Annotated in this window: 14 protein-coding genes and 1 riboswitch; of the genes, 2 read left to right on the forward strand and 12 right to left on the reverse strand. The window is 36.8% G+C overall.

From position 1 onward, the window contains the following. A partial coding sequence (locus tag ACYQ21_RS10880; protein ID WP_460058448.1) for a hypothetical protein occupies window positions 1-219 on the forward strand: 219 nt, incomplete at its 5' end. A 16-nt stretch (window positions 220-235) separates the two neighbouring features. On the opposite strand, the gene ACYQ21_RS10885 is transcribed toward ACYQ21_RS10880, so the two are convergent. From ACYQ21_RS10885 to ACYQ21_RS10910, 6 genes are all read right to left on the reverse strand, one after another. Then, window positions 236-808, reverse strand: a complete 573-nt coding sequence (locus ACYQ21_RS10885; protein WP_460058449.1) for a hypothetical protein — start codon at window positions 806-808, stop codon at window positions 236-238. Between the two features lie 529 nt (window positions 809-1,337). Next, window positions 1,338-2,414, reverse strand: a complete 1,077-nt coding sequence (locus tag ACYQ21_RS10890) for a 3D domain-containing protein (RefSeq protein WP_460058450.1) — start codon at window positions 2,412-2,414, stop codon at window positions 1,338-1,340. A gap of 59 nt (window positions 2,415-2,473) precedes the next feature. Continuing rightward, window positions 2,474-3,253 (reverse strand): PHP domain-containing protein, encoded by a 780-nt coding sequence (locus ACYQ21_RS10895; RefSeq protein ID WP_460058451.1) that lies wholly within the window; start codon window positions 3,251-3,253, stop codon window positions 2,474-2,476. Continuing rightward, a complete protein-coding gene (locus ACYQ21_RS10900) occupies window positions 3,250-4,965 on the reverse strand; it encodes a hypothetical protein (protein WP_460058452.1) in 1,716 nt (571 codons plus the stop codon). The genes ACYQ21_RS10895 and ACYQ21_RS10900 overlap by 4 nt, the downstream gene beginning before the upstream one ends. A gap of 111 nt (window positions 4,966-5,076) precedes the next feature. Further along, on the reverse strand, window positions 5,077-7,449 hold the full coding sequence (gene pheT, locus ACYQ21_RS10905) for a phenylalanine--tRNA ligase subunit beta (protein ID WP_460058453.1): 2,373 nt from the start codon (window positions 7,447-7,449) through the stop codon (window positions 5,077-5,079). 67 nt (window positions 7,450-7,516) lie between these two features. Then, the gene (locus tag ACYQ21_RS10910; RefSeq protein WP_460058454.1) at window positions 7,517-8,590 is read right to left on the reverse strand and encodes a hypothetical protein; all 1,074 of its coding nucleotides are present in this window, start codon (window positions 8,588-8,590) and stop codon (window positions 7,517-7,519) included. A 13-nt stretch (window positions 8,591-8,603) separates the two neighbouring features. Here ACYQ21_RS10910 and ACYQ21_RS10915 point away from each other — a divergent pair, with 13 nt between their 5' ends. Next, window positions 8,604-9,722, forward strand: coding sequence for a DNA cytosine methyltransferase (locus tag ACYQ21_RS10915; protein WP_460058455.1), 1,119 nt, complete (start codon window positions 8,604-8,606; stop codon window positions 9,720-9,722). Here ACYQ21_RS10915 and ACYQ21_RS10920 read toward each other — a convergent pair whose 3' ends face one another. The 6 genes from ACYQ21_RS10920 to ACYQ21_RS10945 all read right to left on the reverse strand — a co-directional run bounded on the left by ACYQ21_RS10920 (window position 9,723) and on the right by ACYQ21_RS10945 (window position 18,118). After that, window positions 9,723-10,880 carry a hypothetical protein gene (locus ACYQ21_RS10920; RefSeq protein ID WP_460058456.1) on the reverse strand — a complete coding sequence of 386 codons (1,158 nt, stop codon included), beginning with the start codon at window positions 10,878-10,880 and terminating at the stop codon, window positions 9,723-9,725. A gap of 1 nt (window position 10,881) precedes the next feature. Then, a complete protein-coding gene (locus ACYQ21_RS10925) occupies window positions 10,882-11,823 on the reverse strand; it encodes a hypothetical protein (RefSeq protein WP_460058457.1) in 942 nt (313 codons plus the stop codon). Window positions 11,824-11,835: 12 nt separating this feature from the next. Beyond that, window positions 11,836-12,876, reverse strand: coding sequence for a phenylalanine--tRNA ligase subunit alpha (pheS, locus tag ACYQ21_RS10930; protein WP_460058458.1), 1,041 nt, complete (start codon window positions 12,874-12,876; stop codon window positions 11,836-11,838). Window positions 12,877-13,301: 425 nt separating this feature from the next. Further along, entirely contained in the window at window positions 13,302-14,573 is a 1,272-nt protein-coding gene (locus ACYQ21_RS10935; RefSeq protein ID WP_460058459.1) for a nucleobase:cation symporter-2 family protein, read from the reverse strand. A gap of 1 nt (window position 14,574) precedes the next feature. Beyond that, window positions 14,575-15,156: a xanthine phosphoribosyltransferase gene (locus ACYQ21_RS10940; protein WP_460058460.1), complete on the reverse strand. Its 582-nt coding sequence runs from the start codon at window positions 15,154-15,156 to the stop codon at window positions 14,575-14,577. A 48-nt stretch (window positions 15,157-15,204) separates the two neighbouring features. Next, window positions 15,205-15,300, reverse strand: a riboswitch (purine riboswitch). 493 nt (window positions 15,301-15,793) lie between these two features. Next, window positions 15,794-18,118 (reverse strand): ABC transporter permease, encoded by a 2,325-nt coding sequence (locus tag ACYQ21_RS10945; protein WP_460058461.1) that lies wholly within the window; start codon window positions 18,116-18,118, stop codon window positions 15,794-15,796. Window positions 18,119-18,239 lie beyond the last annotated feature (121 nt).

Raw genomic sequence — 18,239 nt, forward strand, 5'->3', positions numbered from 1 at the left:
GAATTTAAAGCAAACCGTTACATGATTTACGAAGTAATGAACTTACTCGACCAAGAGTATGACTTTCAACCTGACACTAATTACCAAGCAATCATTGATATGTTAGATTTACCCTATCATCTTGATGTTGTTGTCATTGACGCATTCATTTCTTTAATTCAAAATAAGTTCGAGATTAAAGAAAGTGATGTGCATGATGATTATTGGCGGTACGGCTAATTGCCTTTCTAAAATTCTACTTGTCCTTAAATTCATCTCTTAAATCCTCAAGCTCAATTTTTCCACAATCACGCCATATATAATATGCCTTCGTTCCTTTATAAACATAATCTTCAACCCATTCACTTAATACACAAGAAGTATCAAACATTTTGGGATTTTTTTGATAAAACTTCACACAATCATCTTCAACATGCCCCATCTCAATCAATTTTTCAAAAAGCTCTTTCGTAGAATCTGCTTTAATAATCAAAAAATCCTTAAGTCTCCAAATAATTCTCGTTGGTTTATGTTCAGGATGAACTGAAGCAAAATCATCTAAATGTTCTTTTTGTTTTTCAGTTAAGTCATCGTATTCACGCTTAAATTGATTCAACCAACCAATCGGATACGGAAATCTATCATCAAGATTAGCAAGATGAATGTGTTTAAAAGGGTTGTCAATTACTTCACAGGCATAATACTTTTCTATATCCTCATCAGTATAGCCATCAAATAATTCGTTCATCACCCTATCTTCTGAACAAGGGAGTAGATAGTAAAGCCCTTGCCTTGCTAATTTGTTACACACGAAAATTGTTAAATCCATTTCTTTTTCCTCCATAAAAAAACGATTGAAGTAAATCAATCGTTGTCAAAATAATTGTTTATTTCACAATTAAGACAAATACCATACCACGGTTGTCCTCTTATATCATTTTCTTTCCCCCTCGCTGTACTAACTGGTAAATCCTTCATCTTTTCACATAAAGGCTTTCTCGTCCATTCTGAGCTTATATAGACTAATTCATAAAACACCTCCCTCAAAATTTAAATATAAAGTAAAATCCGCCAATTTCTCAACTGGTGGATTTTATTTTTTATTCAACTAATGATTTTTTGATTGCTTGGTTGCTTGGTTAGTTTTATGGTTAGTTTTGTAGTTTTACACATTTAAAGAACTTCCCAACCCTTTATTTTAAAAGGGGATTGAAAATTCTCTTGTTATACCTCAATTATAGCACATTCCTTGAGGCGACAGTAGCCATAACTATTACCAACTAGCATAAAAAAACGATGACTATTCCCTTTTGAACCCACCTTTTTCAAAGTAGCAAAAAACCGCAAAGCGCTTGCGGCTAATTTAATACTTTAATCGTCACGGTACGTCTGCCCCAGTTGATCGCTGCCACGGTCGTTTTGAAGTGCAAATCGACCTTATAGCCTTTGATTGCACCGCCAGTGTCGCCAGCAATCGCAATCCCATAACCGGGTACCTCCACCATTGACCCCAAAGGAATCATGCTCGGATCGACCGCCACACACATGGGATTCACCCAGAGGTCAATGCCTGTCGCTGTGATGTGCCCCGGTGTCATGCCATCCGCGCCATCTGACGAGTAGCCAGTGGTTGACACCGTCATGCTATTGCCTGACGGTGTAATGGGCGCAGAATTGTCGCCAACGGTGTTACCTGTATCAGGGTTAGGAGTTGGTTGAGCTGCATTAGCAGATTGACTTGATTTAGGCTCAGCAACTGCTTTCGCTTTTTCGCGTGTTACTGCATCGGCTTGTCGTTTTTCTTCTGCTGCTTTCGAGCTAGACAAATCAGCAATTTGTGCTTGACTCTCTGCTATCTGTGTCCGAAGGCTAGCCAATTTTGATTCTAATTGAGCATACTCTTCATCATATATTTTCGCATCTGCCTGCAGTTGTGTTTGTTGACTTTCCAAATCAGCTTTCAGCTTGGTTGATGCTGTTTTCAGTTTATCCAGTTTCTCAACTTTTTCATTTTGCATTTGACGATAGGTGGTTAAACTCACCACACGCGTAATCATATCTGACAGATTATTTGACGACATAATCGTCACGATAAAACTAGACGCCACATTTTCTGTCTGTGCCTGACGCATTTGCTCCGCCATAACAGACTCACGCGCCTTTAACTCTTCATCATTCTTAGTCATCTGATGAGTCAAATCATCAATTTTGCTTTGCCCGTCCGCAACAGCTTGCATACTGGCATAGGCTTTTTGATAAACCTCATTGACAGCCGTCAAGGATGCCTCTAAATCAGCTTGAATGCCACTGGCCTTGCCTTGTGCCGCTTTGATTTCAGCGTCATAATCTGTTTTTTTATCATCAGCCACAACCGAGGTAACAGACGGTAGTAAAAGTATCAAACACAGGGTCATTTCGAACAATCGTTTTCTCATATCTTGTTATTTTACCATAAAAAAGACGCCCAAACATTGCGTTTTAGCGTCAAATATTGCTAAATTGTAACAACGTGGCGGCTATCGCCATGAAACGTGACGAGTTGATGAACACCCTGTGCTTTAAGCCAGAGCTTTAATTCATCAAAAGCCAACTCATAGTGTTCTAGTTTATGACCATCTGACCCTAGTGTAAACAAGGTCCCACCAAGCTCTATCACCATTTTCAGGGCATAAGTATAGAGGTCTAAGTGATGATATAGATGCGTGGATTTCGCATTGATTTCAAAAGCCAAATCGGCAGCAATCATTTTCTGAAATATTTCGATTAATTTACTTTTATGTTTATCAAGTTCAGCTGGTGTGACATTGAATAAACGAATGCCATAATCAAAATGTGCTAATACGTGAGCTTGAATTTTATCATTCTGATCAATGGCAACACTTAGTTCATCTAGATAGCGACTAAAAATAGTATCAAAATCCATGTCAGCGACAAAGTCGTCCAAATAATCAAATTCACCATTATGATGAACTGAAAGCAGTTTCAAATCATAGCTTTTATCTGCTAGGTAAGCTAAAATCTCTGCTTCTTTAGGCTGATAATAGCCAATTTCAATACCCTTTAAAATCCGATTATCATACTTGAGATTCAGTCGGTCGATTTCAGCCGAATAAGTCGCATAATCTGGCGCATCTGTCTGTCCTGTAACTGGATTAACCACATCGAAATGCTCTGTCGTCACGACATACCCTGTTGAATTTTCGAGATAGTCTGTGAAGTCGGCTTCGGAATCATAGGAATGGTGGGTATGCAAATGTTGGTCGTAATAAGTCATTTCAAGTCCTCGTTTTCAAATGCTGTGATGTTGGCAATGACTGATCTTTCTGTCATCTTACTTGCCGTTAGCCTGACTGTATCGCCAACTTGTGTACTCGCAAGATAAGGAAAATCCGTCACTTGTCCTTGATACTGTGTCACATTACCCTCAAGAATGAGATAGGCTTTACCATTATCTATGGCAAGACGCGAGACCGTGCCACTTATCGTTTCTGATTGACTTGCGATATTACCATTAGTTGATGGTGCAAGCGATAAAACATTGATGTAATTTGTCAATGCCGTTTTAGCATCATTGCCACGTGCAATAATACTGGTATTTTGGGCATTGATATAAACATAGTCATGGAAATTATCTGCTGAATCGGTCATGGATAACACCCAAACTGGTGTGTTTTCAACCATGAACAGGGCAGGATTTGACGCATTTAGTTTGAGAGAAGGATCCAATTTCTCAGCTCGAAGAATCGCTGCATCAGAATCTGTCAGACCGACTAAACTGAGTTTGTTTTTCTCGTCAGACTTGACAACGGATAGCACATTTGTCCGTGCATCAACCATGCCATAAGCAAGAATAGAGTTTGCTTTGGATTTTGGTGTTGTATAATCTGCTGTATAGTAAATATTGCCGTCAGAAGTAAAAACTGGCGAAACGCCATTGTCTGAGCCGTTATCGTTGACCAACATCTTGTCTTTTTTACTGAAATTAATCAGATACTTATTTTCTCCATATTGCATGAGAAGCTCGGCAGCTGATTCTGCATCCACAACGCCATTAACCCATTTGGGTAATGTTTTTGCTGTATAAGTCTTAGTTTGACCATTTTCAGCGTTAAGAATGACGATTTCGCGTGTTTTCTGGTTATCACGAACGCCTGCTAAAAGAGCGCCCCGCGCTGATACAAAGTAAGGAACGCCCTCATCATCAATCTCAAAGGTTGTTGAACGGACTGATTTATTAGGAGCTGCAGCAAAAAGTTTAAAACCTGCATTTTTCATGAAAAGACTGTTGTCTGTATAGTTAAGATTTTTCCTAACAAATTCAGCACTGGCAGTGATGTTAGCCGCATCAATCACAAAATAACCCGGCGTCTGATTATTTTTAAGACTAGCAAAAAAAGAATTCTGTTCAACAGGTGCCACATAAACAGGTTTTCCTTGATAAAATTGCGCTGTTACAGTGCCTAACTCGAACTGACTGGCATTTGGCACCTCACCAAAAGCTTTATTCATCTTAGCACGTGCAACATCAACGGTATAACCGATTTGCTTAGTCTGATTACTGTCAAGTTGTGGCAAGCTATCCGTGGTACTCGTCGCAATCGTTCGCCACTGAAAGGGGCCAGATAAGAACAAGGCGGCAATCATCGCTAATAGGCTGAAAACAAAAACAGCAAGGGCAATACTTGATTTAAGACCGCCCGTATACTTAATTTGACTTTTGGGACGCTTTCCCTTAGTTGGTTCAGCAGTTTCAACTTTAATTTTCTGATAATCTGCCAAACCAATGATGATAATCTTTAAACTATTGCCTAATAACATGTTCCAAATCGTGAGCGGTAAAAAAATGTGCATGACAATCAAATTGAAACAGTCAATCAAAAACAAGACCAACCAGATCACACCTGCCCATGGCCGATGCGTTTTAGACATTAAGAAAAGGGCAAATAGCAAGGGTAAAATACTCGTAGCGCTAAGGGCAAGTAACATTGATTTTTCTCCTAAATCGTTGCTTACATTAAAAATGCAAAAAATTTCGATGATTAAAATGATTACTTTTATTATATCAAAAAAACGCTATTTTTTAGCGTTTATCTGTTTTTATCTCATTTCAGCACCAAACTCAACTAATTTCTTCGTGATTTTCGTTACAGCTGCTGTGATGTCATCATCTGTTAATTGATTTTCAGCTGACTGGAAGGTCAAAGTATAGGCCAATGATTTCTTATCTGCTGCAACATTGTCGCCAGTATAGACATCGAAAAGTTCTGCTTTAATCAAGGTTTTGACCTTGCTTGACGTCATCACATCAAGAATTGCTTGGTTGGTCACTGTCCGATCAACCAAAAGCGCAACATCACGTTTAGAGGCTTGGAATTTTGGAATATCTGTGTAAATAACTTGTGCCGGTTGTTGTGCCAATAAAGCCGTCAAATCAAGACTCGCCACATAAGTTTCTGAAATGTCGTAGGCTTTGGCAGTCGTTGGATGAACTTGACCGATAAAACCAACTTCAACATCATCAACTAAGATACGTGCTGTCCGACCTGGGTGGAGTTCAGCAATTGCATTATCTGTTTCAAAGCGGACATTGTCAAATTTAACAAGTAGATTTTCGACCACACCTTTGGTAGCATAGAAATCATAACTTTTACCCGTCATGGCAATCGCGACTTGTGGTAATTCTGTTGGACGGTTGTCTGTTTCATTACCGAACTTTGCAAAGACTTGACCGATTTCATAGACTGCCAATGTGTCGTTGCCGCGCGCCAAGTTATAGCGCACGATGTCTAGCATGCCACTGATAAGATTCAAACGAAGCGTGCTGCGTTCTTCACTCATTGGCATGGCAAGCGCTGTTAGGTTGTCTTTTGGCAATGTCGTGAATTGTACTGCTTTTTCAGCTGTCGTCAATGAATAAGAGATGACTTCTGACAGACCTGCACCTTCAAGACTCGTCCGAACATCACGTCGGAAGGCTTGCATCGGTGTCAATTCACCAATCGTATTCCCAGCTTGTGGCAAAGTATTAGGAATATTGTCATAGCCATAAATGCGTGCCACTTCTTCGACAAGGTCAGCTTCGATTGCAATATCCCAACGGCGTGGTGGGACTGTTACTGCGAAAGTCTCACCAGAGACAGCTGTTGTAAAGCCAAGTTTATCGAAAATCGCCACAACATCTGTCGAGGTAAGGGTCAAACCAAGAGCTCGGTTGATTTTATCAAGTGTGATAGATACAGTCACATCTTGCGCAACGAAATCATTGCTTGAAACTACGCCTGATGTGATGGTACCACCCGCAAGTTCAACAATCATAGCTGCCGCATAGTCTAAAGCCAACTCTACATCAGCATGGTTGATACCTTTTTCAAAACGGGCACTTGATTCAGAACGGAGGTTGAATTTTTGAGACGTTTTACGGATACTTGTCCCGTCAAAAATCGCTGACTCAAGCGCAACGCTTGTTGAGTTGTCTGTGATTTCAGTGTTTCCGCCTCCCATCACACCCGCAAGTGCCACTGGCTGACCGCCAACTGTGATGACAATGTCTTCTGCTGCTAAATCGCGCACCGCGCCATCCAATGTCGTCAGTTTTTCACCATTTTCAGCTTGACGAACGAGAATTTTCTTCTCGTCAAATTTAGCATAATCAAAGGCATGAAGGGGTTGACCAAAGTAGAGAAGGACGAAGTTGGTCACGTCCACAACGTTATTGATTGGTCGGATGCCTTCATTCATGAGGCGGTTTTGCAACCACTGTGGACTTGGGGCAACGGTGATGCCTTCGATGATGCGCATTTTGTAAGTCAAGACTTTGTCTGTCGTGACGTCCACTGCGATTTTTTCTGATGTTTTGGTGTCAGATTCTGTGACAACTTTTTCATCAAATTTGACTTGTTTGTTGTCGTAGATTGTTGCAACTTCATGAGCGACACCACGCATAGATAGCGCATCTGCACGGTTAGGTGTGATGGAAAGTTCCAACACTTCATCGTTCATCTCTAGGTAATCAAAAATTTCTGCACCATTTTCAGCATCAGCTGGTAGGTAGTAAATCCCTTCAGCGTATGTTTTAGGCACAATGCTTTCTGGGAAGCCAATTTCTTGGAGGCTGCAGATCATGCCAAGACTTTCAACACCACGGATTTTCCCTTTTTTGATTTTGTGATTACCTAAAATCCGAGCACCTGGCAGGGCAACGATAACTTTAATGTCTGCTTTGATATTGGGCGCACCACAGACGATTTGTGTCGGTTCAGCTTCACCAACATTAACTTGACAGATATTCAAGTGTGTTTCTGGAATTTCTTGCGCGCTGAGCACTTCACCAACGACTAATTTTGATAGCCCTTCGCTTCGCGTTTCAACACCCTCAACTTCAATCCCGCTGGTTGACATTTTTTCTGATAGGTCATGTGACGTCACATCAATGTTGACGAGCTCTTTTAACCAATTGTATGATACTTGCATTTTTTAGACTTTCTCCTTATTTATGGCGCGGTAGTTGACGCGCCATCTCTTTTAGTGTAAACTGATATTAGAAAATGATTTCTGATATCTTTTCAATTTGTACGCTATTCAATAGTTGACTGAAATTTTGCTTACCTAAGTAATCAATTACTTTTTTATAATCCTGTAAAAAATCATTACGTTCTACTTTGATTTCTAAATCGTTCCAAGATTGATATGCTAACTCTTTAAAATCATCTGTTTGTGTTGTGATAACCGACAAAATATCTGCACTCAAATTCCTTAAATTACCAACAACTTTTGGAAATTCCACATTTTCATATGTGAATTTTCCTCCTGCGGTAAATAAATCTCTCAACGATGAGGTGTAATAGAAATATGAATTTATCAGATACTCTGTTGATCTAGAATAGTTCGCTCTATCCGTTAATAAATCTTGAGGATATAATATAAGCAATTCTGCAATAATTCTGTCCCTTTGTGATTTTTCCAATTTATTTATCTGAATTGGATTTACGTGTTCACTATCATCAACTGAGTTTTGAGAAATGTACCACTGCGGTTTTGTCGCTGATTCAGATAATATTTTTTGAACAAATTTATTTTTATCAAGTTCAGATAGATTCCTTAGTTCATCATATTCATCTGCCGTTTTAAATACCGTGGTTTCTGCATTCATGTTAAGAAAATACCGTGGTTTGTGCGTTACCTTAATAGCTTGTGTTACTTGCCAATAAGGTGCATATCGTACTTGATAACTCCTATCTCCTTTCTTTTCGTTGAATGTGCCAAACATAACATATATTTCTTGATAATCACTATCACTAATGGATTCAAAAACTGAACCACCATTATTTACCCAAGAACCATCTTTACGACTTTTTAATTCAACGCCATATTTGATATCATCAATGGTAACATCTAAATCAGGAAAATGATGATTAAATTTTGGTTCAATCACAATATCATGTTTAATAATGATTTCCGTAATTGATAATAGAAAATTATCAGACTCATCTTCAATAAGTTTTTCAAAACCATTGTAAGAACTTGTCGATGTTAAATACTTTTTATCAAGATTTTGTTTTGATTCAATAAAACTAGCAAAATCTTGAAGAAAATTCTCAATATTATAACCCATAAAGGAGCTCCTTGTGTCTAAATCTTATTTTTATGAAAAACCTAATACTGTCAATGCTTTTGAAGAAATCGTTGACCCATCTAAAAAAATTAACGTTGTATCGCTTTTTAGTGGTGCAGGCGGTATGGACTTAGGTTTTGAGGGCGGTTTTACTTATCTAAATGAACCTTATGAAAAAAATCCTTTTGACATCGTATTTGCTAATGATATTTTTAGTGGTGCAGCCGATAGCTACGAAGCCAATTTCAAGAAAAGCGTGGAACGCCGAAGTATCATTGAGCTTAACTTAGAAAAAGATATGCCAAATTGTGAAGTTGATGTCGTACTCGGTGGTTTTCCTTGTCAAACTTTTAGTTATTCAGGTAATCGTGCGGGTCTTAGCGACCCTCGCGGTCAGCTCTATATGCAAATGATTCGTGTCATCAATCATTACAAACCTAAAGTATTTATTGCAGAAAATGTTGATGGGATTCGTAATTCTCGTAAAAATGTTATTGGTAAAGATATTAATAAATCTGCTCTAGATACAATTTTAGATGATTTTGATACCGCTGGTTATAATGTGCAATATCACGTCCTAAATTCTGCTGATTACGGTGTGCCACAAAGTCGACGTCGAGTTATTATCATGGGTATCCGTAAAGATTTAGGCGATATTACTGATGAATTCTATCCAGAAAAAATATACTCTGAAAATGGAGAAACTGGTAAATTTTGGAGAACCTCTCAAGATGGTATCGAAGATTTATGGGATAAAGTCAATAGTCCCGAAATACCCAATCACACTATCCGTGACATCTCGAAAGCAAAATTTTATCCTGGTAAAAAAATGCAAGGCAACAATCGCATTAACAAAGATAAACCCTCTCCAACAATCCGAGCTGAACATCATGGTAACATTGAAGCACATTATAATACAACTCTAAAAGATGAAAACGATATGGCTGGATGGAGACGATTAAGTGTTCGAGAAACCGCACGTTTGCAATCTTTTCCAGATTCTTATGTTTTTGCTACATCAGCAAGCTCTGCCTACAAAGCAGTCGGAAATGCTGTACCGCCTGTAATGGCTTGGCATATTGCCCGAGCTGTTCATCATACACTTGATAATTTAGATAGTGATAACAATTAATTATTGAAATTTTTTAATCAATATTAGAATAAATGGAATAAAAATTCTCAATAGAGTTAATGTCACTGTAATAGCAAATAACACTTTGTAAGCCCAATTTATCTGAGGTTTATCTATATAATCATCAAAATCATCATCATCAAATAGAATTTCATCAGAATAGAACTTTTTGATTTTCTGATATTCTACTTTATTTTGTTGCATTTCAATTACAAATAATATCCAAATAAAAATAAGTGACATTAAAAACATAGTCAAAATGATAATTGATTTTTCAGAATGAGAAAATATAATTTTTGATAGCAAGTTACCAGAATGATTTTCTTTTATTTCACCATAGATAAACAAAGATACTGCAGATAGCCAACCAATAATCTTTAAATGCAAAGATCTATACGAACTATTTCTAGATTCAGATAATTTCAAAAAATCATCTTTCAATTTATTTATCTGAATAAAATATTTTTCTGTCTTGTCTGAAATAATCCTTTTAAAATTAGTTTTAGCTTGCTTCAGATTTTCTTCATTAAGTTCAAAGTTGTTATTTCTAATAATTAAATTTCTAATTATCTCTAACCTTGTTTCGTATGCTCTAGGATACTCCTCGTCATTAACAATCCAATCATAAAATATATATAAATTCGTTGATAATATTGTATTCAAATCAATTACTTGTTTACTTTTACTTTCTCCTCGTTGAATGGTAAAAGTAAACTTTTTATTTTCATACTTGGATTTTGTTGATAAAAATAACAAAATATAAATTGACTGTATGGTCTTTATCTTCGGTTTCTTAACCAGTTTATTTAAAATATTAACAGAAATATTCAACTGTTTTTTATCAAGGTTTTCAATATTATTCTCTGATAGCTGCTTTAGAAAAATGGTATTTTCTGATTCCTCAGATAAAAATTCTATAAATCGTTTATCTTTATTATTCCAATATTTTATTGGTGATGCATAATTTTTCAAAGATAATTTATCGCAAATATCTTTAAAAGAAGTTATTTCTTTAACCAAATACTCTTCTTCATAAATAAGATAATTTTCTTGATTATATACTATTCCATTTTCTACTAAATTTTCTTTTTCAAAATACTCTAAATTTCCTTCCGGTATCGGTTCAATAGCTGTTCCGTCCCACTCTACATTACTCATGCTACAAACCTAAACTTTTAAGCGATTCAATATAGTCTTTATCAACTTTTAAAGTCAATAACTTATCAGCAACATCTAATTTTATTTGTTGCTTCCTTTTTAAGTCAGTGAAATTATTTGTCCTTATCTCAGTCTTATCTGATATTTTGAAATTATTGTGATATTTATCTTGTATGGCAACTTTATCAACAGTAAATTCTGAATCAATTTTATCTGAGGTAATAGAGTAAAATTCTTCATAGTTGCTTAACTCTATCAACGATTTATTCGATAACTCATCAACCAATCCTTCCTTATCAAACTTTTGATTATCAAATAAATAGTTTTCTGTCGCTTCAACTATTTGTTCAATGTTATTTTGATTTTTCACATCATCTGAAAATAATTCTTTATTTTTGATTAATGCGATGAACTCCTGTGTATTAATTTTATCATTTCGTTTAATATCTAATTCTAAAAATTTATAAATCCAAAACTTCGATACATTTTTACTTTTATCAACAACTACAATATTTTCAAAATCATGTTTAAATATACAAGCCTTGAGGTAATCTTTTTCTTTACCTAATTGCCCTACCATTTCAAAGGTATCTTTATCAACAATCTCAGTATTTTCTAATTTCATAAGTAAAAATTCATCTTCATTGGATTTGATAAACAAGTACCCTGGATTAATATTTCTCTTGCGTCCTATATGCCCTAATTCAGCAGTCAATAATTTTTCCGCTGCTTTACGTATATCAAATTTCGCTCTATTATTTTCCCAATCAAAAATAATATTAGTTGCTCTTTGTTTTTCAATAGGTAACTCGCATAGTATTTTTTTCTTATCAAATTGCGAACTTCCTGTAACTGAGGAGAAAATTCTATCAATATTCTTGATTTTCAGTTCATTCAATGCAATCTCATTAATATTTTCCTGAATATCATAAGCTTTAAACATGATATTTCCTCCCTATCCAATAAACTGCTCACTCATCCGAGCATCACCCAGATAGAAACCACGAATATCGTTAATCCCGTATCTTAACATGGCAATCCGCTCTTGTCCCAAACCAAAGGCAAAACCTGAATATTTCGTGCTATCAATACCAGCCATTTCAAGGACATTCGGATGCACCATACCAGCGCCTAGAACTTCAATCCAACCCGTCATTTTACAAACGTTACAACCTTTACCGCCACATTTGAAACATGAAATATCCGCTTCAACAGATGGCTCTGTAAATGGGAAGTAGCTTGGACGCAGACGAATTTTACGTTCTGCACCAAACATTTTCTTGACAAGCGTATCGAGCGTGCCCTTGAGGTCGCTCATGGCAATATTTTCGTCAATGACAAGACCCTCGATTTGGTGGAATTGATGGCTGTGGGTCGCATCATCTGTATCACGACGGTAAACACGTCCCGGCGAAATCATTTTAAGCGGGCCTTTGGTAAAATCGTGCGCATCCATCGTCCGCGCTTGCACAGGACTTGTGTGCGTCCGCAACAAAATATCAGAAGTGATATAAAAAGTATCTTGCATATCACGCGCAGGGTGTTCCTTAGGCAGATTCATACGCTCAAAGTTATAATAATCTGTCTCAACTTCGTAGCCATCAACGATTTGATAGCCCATACCAAGGAAAATATCTTCAATTTCTTCCGTCGTTTGCGTCAAAATATGACGATTGCCCTTGGCTACTTTTGTACCCGGAAGGGTCACATCAAGCGTTTCATTTTCAAGCTTTTTGGCAATGATAGTGGCTTCAATCTCAGTCTTTTTGCTTTCTAAAAGACTGGTGATTTCATCTCTGAACTCATTAGCTAGAGCGCCGATTTTAGGGCGTTCTTCATTGGATAAGTCTTTCATTCCTTTGAGAATGTCCGTCAACTCACCTTTTTTACCCAAAACTGATACACGGAAATCATTCAGCGTTTTTTCATCAGCGATTTTGGGCAATTTTTCAAGTGCACTTGTACGCAACTCAGCGATTTTTTCTTGTAAAGTCAATTTTTTATCTTCTTTCTATTTTGGCATTTACTTTTGGTAGATAAGTAATGACAAGAAAAATACCGCCGTCATCACTCCAACGTAAAGGAGCGAAAACCGCGGTACCATCCTAATTCCTAGATTATCTCTAGCTTCATTATCATTTATTTAATTGAAATCGAATTTCTGCGCCTTGAGACTAAGAAAATAGATGATTTGTCCGCATAAGCTGCGCTTATTTACGGCAAATCCCTAATTTTCTACGTCTCAAAACAGTCGCGTCAATATCTAATTGAAGTGAACTTCACAAACCTGCCGCTAAATGGATCTCAGTCACAACCATTCTCCCTGTCAACTCATCAGCTTGCTACTCTTTTCAATGTATAAGAAAATCATACTAAATTTAGACGGGTCTGTCAACTTACACGAGGTCGAATTATCAGTATTTAATCTTGCTTACGATTAAAAATCAAATTCAAAACAATCGCGACAAGCGTTGCCATGACAATCCCGTTATTAAGGAACATTTCAACTGTATCTGGTAGTGCTTGGAAGAGCGTTGTCCCATTGAAGCCAACACCTGATGCGACTGCCATCGCAGTGATTAAGAGATTATGTTGGTTCTCAAAATCGACACGTCCTAACATCCGAATCCCTTGAATTGTGACCATGCCAAACATAACGAGCATGGCACCACCCAAAACAGGTGCTGGAATAATCTGTGCACAGGCACCAAATTTAGGCAGTAGACCTAAAATCACGAGAAAACCTGCTGTGTAGAAAATCGGACGGCGTGTTTTGATGCCAGATAACTGAACCAAGCCAACATTTTGTGAAAAACCTGTATAAGGGAAGGTGTTGAAAATCCCACCTAATGCAACTGCCAAGCCTTCTGCTCGGTAGCCATTTCTCAATCGTGTTTCAGAGATGTCGTCCCCAGTAATATCTGAAAGCGCTAGGTAAACGCCCGTAGACTCCACCATGGACACCAAAGAGATAATCGTCATCATCAAAATCGACGAGAAATCAAAGATTGGTTTTCCGAAGAAAAATGGTGACGGGATATGGATCAGCGGTGCTTGCGCAATCGGTGAGAAGTCGACGATACCCATGAAGGCAGCGACGGTTGTACCGATGATGAGGCCGATGAGGATGGCGATGGAGCGGACAAAGCCGGTCGTGACGGCATGAATGAACAGGATGACGAGAATCGTCACGACTGCTAAGATTACGCTAGAAAGTTCTGGTTTAGCGCTATTATCCCCCATATTACCGATGGCAACGGGAATCAGCGTGAGCCCAATCGTTGTAATAACGCTGCCTGTCACAAGCGGTGGGAAAAATTTGCGAATTTTCGAGAAAACGCCTGCAATCAGGACGACAATCAGTCCTGATACGATAATTGAACCGAAAATGGCACCTGAGCCGAGTAGTTTAGCACCGATAATCGAAAGAGGGGCGACAGATTGGAAGGCAACACCTAGAACGACGGGTAGGCCGATACCAAAATATTTATTGACTTGTAATTGTAGGAATGTTGCTACCCCACACATAAAAATATCTGTTGAGATGAGGTAGGTAAGTTCTTTCGTTGAGTAACCTAGTGCGCCTGCAATCATGATTGGCACCAAAATTGAGCCTGAATACATGGCTAATAAATGTTGAATGCCGAGTACTGCTGACTTAGAATGTTTCATTTCTTGTTGTTGATTTGCCATTTTATAAATCTGCCTCCGTAAATACGACTTGACCGTTCTCAAATCCTGAAATCCTTGCCAGACTCAGAACTGGAATTCCTGTTTCTTCAACTAGACTGCGGCCTGTCTGAAATGATTTTTCGATGACAATGCCAACACCAGCGACTTCAGCGCCTGCTTCTTTTAGTATTTTGATCAAACCAAGCGCTGCCTGCCCATTTGCCAAAAAATCGTCAATAATCAAAACTTTATCATTCTCTGACAAGAATTTACGTGAAATCTGAACGGTTGACGTGATTTTTTTAGTAAATGAGTAGACTTCAGCGGTTAGCAACTCATCATTCATGGTCACGTTTTTTGCTTTTTTAGCGAAAATCATCGGTACATCAAGTTCTTCCGCCACATAGGCTGAAGGTACGTTGCCACTGGCTTCAATTGTCACAACTTTTGTGATCCCACTGTCCGCAAATTTTTGCGCAAAGGTCTGCCCAATTTGACGCATCAATTTAGGGTCAACTTGGTGTGTTAAAAAACTATCGACTTTGAGGATATCTTCCCCCAAAACTCTACCATCACGCTTAATTCTTGAAATTAATGCTTCCATCTTCAACTTTCTAACAATAAAAAAGGCCTTGCGAAAAAAAGTTCGCAAAGAGCCTGACTCCTTGCTTATTGTTTGGCATTACGGTGCCAAGTAGAGACGCTCGACCGATTACGAGCATAAATAAGCTATTATTTTTTAAAACTACCTTGATGTATCATGAGATTTTACATCCTTATTAGTACTAATTGTAACATTTTATCATTATTTTTGTCAAAAGCGTGTAGACGATATTGCAACTTGCTACTTGTTTATCATTGTCATCATAAACATGATAGACTTAGCAGTAGGTAATATTAATGAAGCATCAATAAGCCTAATAAAAATCATAGTGTTCTCATGCTTATTGATTTGGGCGCTTGAGAACTATCGTAAGGTAAAGTGATTAAACGAACGAGCCGATAAAAAGTAATCATAAGAAATTTAACTAGTGCTCATCTATTTTATTGAAAAGAGTCTGGGACAAGGTTAGACAAGAGATTGGTTTAGCCTTGATGGCGATTAATCTCAGAAAACTGATGGTGAATTGTCGAACAGAGAACAGAGAAAAAGCAAACTAGCTCAATCTAAATTGATTGGATTAGCTTGCTTATTTTTTCAGTGACTGTGAGCTTTTGTCCTAGACTCATCCCATCTAGTTTTAATTATTATTTCGTAATCTTACACTGATTGCTTCTTTCTTTTTTATAAAGGATATAATTGGAATAAGAATACCTATTACACCAACAATCACTATCATTCCTATAAGAGCTCCCCAAGGGATAGTAAATTGCATATAACTTTCCTCTTTGAAAAGATTAAATAAAAAGTAGGATATCGGAACACCAACGATTAAAGTTATAGCAACTGAAAGTATGAGATACTCCAGACTTTCTAATATTACCATTTTCCTAATCTGTCTTCTAGTCATCCCAATACTTTCTAAAATGGTAAATTCCTTACCCCGCTCCACAATTCCTGCGGTTATAACATTTACAAAATTAATCATCGCAATTAAAGCAAACAACGTAATCAGAGCATTAGAGATAATCGACATTTCTTTAATACTCGTTTTCATTTCATCTCGGATATCCAATTTACTAACAATACCTATTCTGTTATCTTTATTGACTATAGCTTTTATTCGTTCATTAACGTCTCGTGCATTTTCAGAATCAAAATTCAAACGGACTTTTTCATAAATATAGGGAATTTCTAGTTGTTTCACGACATCTTCATATAAATAGATGTTGGGTGCTATCCCTGCTTTGTCTGAAAGACTCTGATTTGTAACAGCTGCTATTGCAACATTTAAATTTTTCCCAGAGACATCGTAATGCAATACTTTATTGACAAATCCTGACGTCTCATCAATATCTGTATTGAGTATTCCGATTTTTCCCGCATAAAAATCAGCTTCGTTCACTTTAGTGGTTAGCTTTTTTTGAATCTTTTCAAAATCCCCTTTACCAATGCCAATAACAAAACCGTAAAATTGGTTGGCATCTTTTTGAATATGCTCCTCTCCTTCACTTGTAGAAATTCTCATGTATTTTTGATAATATTTATCCAAATAATGATAATATTTTTGATGCTCGTACTTGATTACCATTGGTGTAAAAGAAATTTTACTAATATCTTTTATTTCAGGCTGAGAAACTATTTTGTTCAGTAGGTCGTTTGTAAATACCTGCTTTGGCTGTTCCTCTTCTCCTAAACCCGTTTGATTTTCTAAAATAAAATCATCTGCCGTGTGAGCATTTACAAAATCTTCATCATTTCTACTATGAATTAAGGTATTAATCGTCATAAAAGTCGTAAATGCTAAAAACAAAGATATAATAACTAAGAAAGCTCTCCTTTTATCTCTAAAAATATTTTTATTCGCCATTGACCCTAAACTAGTGCCTCTTAAGCGTTTGTGTGATTGTTTATTTTTTTGGTAGCTCATGCCTTTAGCTTCAACTACCGTGCGTGCCATAGCTATTTTTATAGGAAAACGTAATGAAATATAGGTCGTAATGGCAACAAATAGACAGGAACAAATGGACGTTACTTCGTTAAAACCAATATTACTTATACTAAAAGAGACAATACCATTAGGGATAATGAAATGATTAAAACTCATCCCTAGAATCACACCAAGAGATATACCTATAACTAGCAAAAAGAATAGTTGATGCATAAACATTCTTTTAATTTGAGTGTATGTCATACCAATTGCTCTATACAAACCAAAAATTTTGATATCTTTCACAAGTGAGATGTACATGACATTAAAAATAACTAGATATGTCGCTACTAAAACTAGTATGACTAATAATATACAACCTATTAAAATAATTAAAGTAGATTTATCCAATTCATTATCGTATAAGAAAACTTGATTACTGGATACATTCAACTTTTTCTTTAATATTTCTACTTTTTCATTACTAATAAATAACGAGTTAAAACTTACGTATACTTTACTCGACTCTTCTGTACTATCGCTATAATCGCTTTTTTCTAAAAAAGATTTAGATACTAGAACTGTTGGTGTACTATTGCCATTTAATTCAGTCATATCTTTATAGATACCTGATAGAATGAATTCACTATCTTCAATACCGTGCTTATCAATGTACTTCATTGAAATTTTCATGCCTAATCTAACATCTTTTATCGCAGCATCTCGAAGTGCAGCATTAGACATCATAATTTCATTCATTTTTTCCGGGTATCTACCCTCCCACTCATCCAAAGCAGGAGTTGTTTGTTTTTGCCAATTAATTGGATCTTTCCACTTCAGAACAAGCTTAACCGTCGTTTTTTCATTAATGGCAATACCTGTCCCACATGCTATCTGTTGACCAGTAAATTTAACGTTAGACTGATTTTCTAAAATATCAAGTTGTTTTGTTGTTGGAGAAGTGAGAACTGCTTGATAATCCATACCATCTACACTTAATTTTTGTTTTTGGATAGCAGAACTATAGTTAGTCACGACAAACGCATGAAATAAATAGTTCCCTAGTATCTCTATTTATGTTAAAGTAAAAGAAAAGCTATTAAGGGAGTTCATGATGTACGAAATCTACGCGTATTTAGAAAGCGTCACAGATCCG

This window comes from Pseudolactococcus yaeyamensis, from assembly GCF_054658615.1.

Excerpts from the sequence above, each read along its gene's own strand:
- ACYQ21_RS10895 (WP_460058451.1), bottom strand. The coding sequence starts at position 3,253 with ATGACTTATTACGACCAACATTTGCATACCCACCATTCCTATGATTCC.
- ACYQ21_RS10940 (WP_460058460.1), bottom strand. The coding sequence starts at position 15,156 with ATGGAAGCATTAATTTCAAGAATTAAGCGTGATGGTAGAGTTTTGGGG.
- ACYQ21_RS10910 (WP_460058454.1), bottom strand. The coding sequence starts at position 8,590 with ATGGGTTATAATATTGAGAATTTTCTTCAAGATTTTGCTAGTTTTATT.
- ACYQ21_RS10925 (WP_460058457.1), bottom strand. The coding sequence starts at position 11,823 with ATGTTTAAAGCTTATGATATTCAGGAAAATATTAATGAGATTGCATTG.
- ACYQ21_RS10935 (WP_460058459.1), bottom strand. The coding sequence starts at position 14,573 with ATGGCAAATCAACAACAAGAAATGAAACATTCTAAGTCAGCAGTACTC.
- ACYQ21_RS10920 (WP_460058456.1), bottom strand. The coding sequence starts at position 10,880 with ATGAGTAATGTAGAGTGGGACGGAACAGCTATTGAACCGATACCGGAA.
- ACYQ21_RS10885 (WP_460058449.1), bottom strand. The coding sequence starts at position 808 with ATGGATTTAACAATTTTCGTGTGTAACAAATTAGCAAGGCAAGGGCTT.
- ACYQ21_RS10900 (WP_460058452.1), bottom strand. The coding sequence starts at position 4,965 with ATGTTACTTGCCCTTAGCGCTACGAGTATTTTACCCTTGCTATTTGCC.
- ACYQ21_RS10890 (WP_460058450.1), bottom strand. The coding sequence starts at position 2,414 with ATGAGAAAACGATTGTTCGAAATGACCCTGTGTTTGATACTTTTACTA.
- pheT (WP_460058453.1), bottom strand. The coding sequence starts at position 7,449 with ATGCAAGTATCATACAATTGGTTAAAAGAGCTCGTCAACATTGATGTG.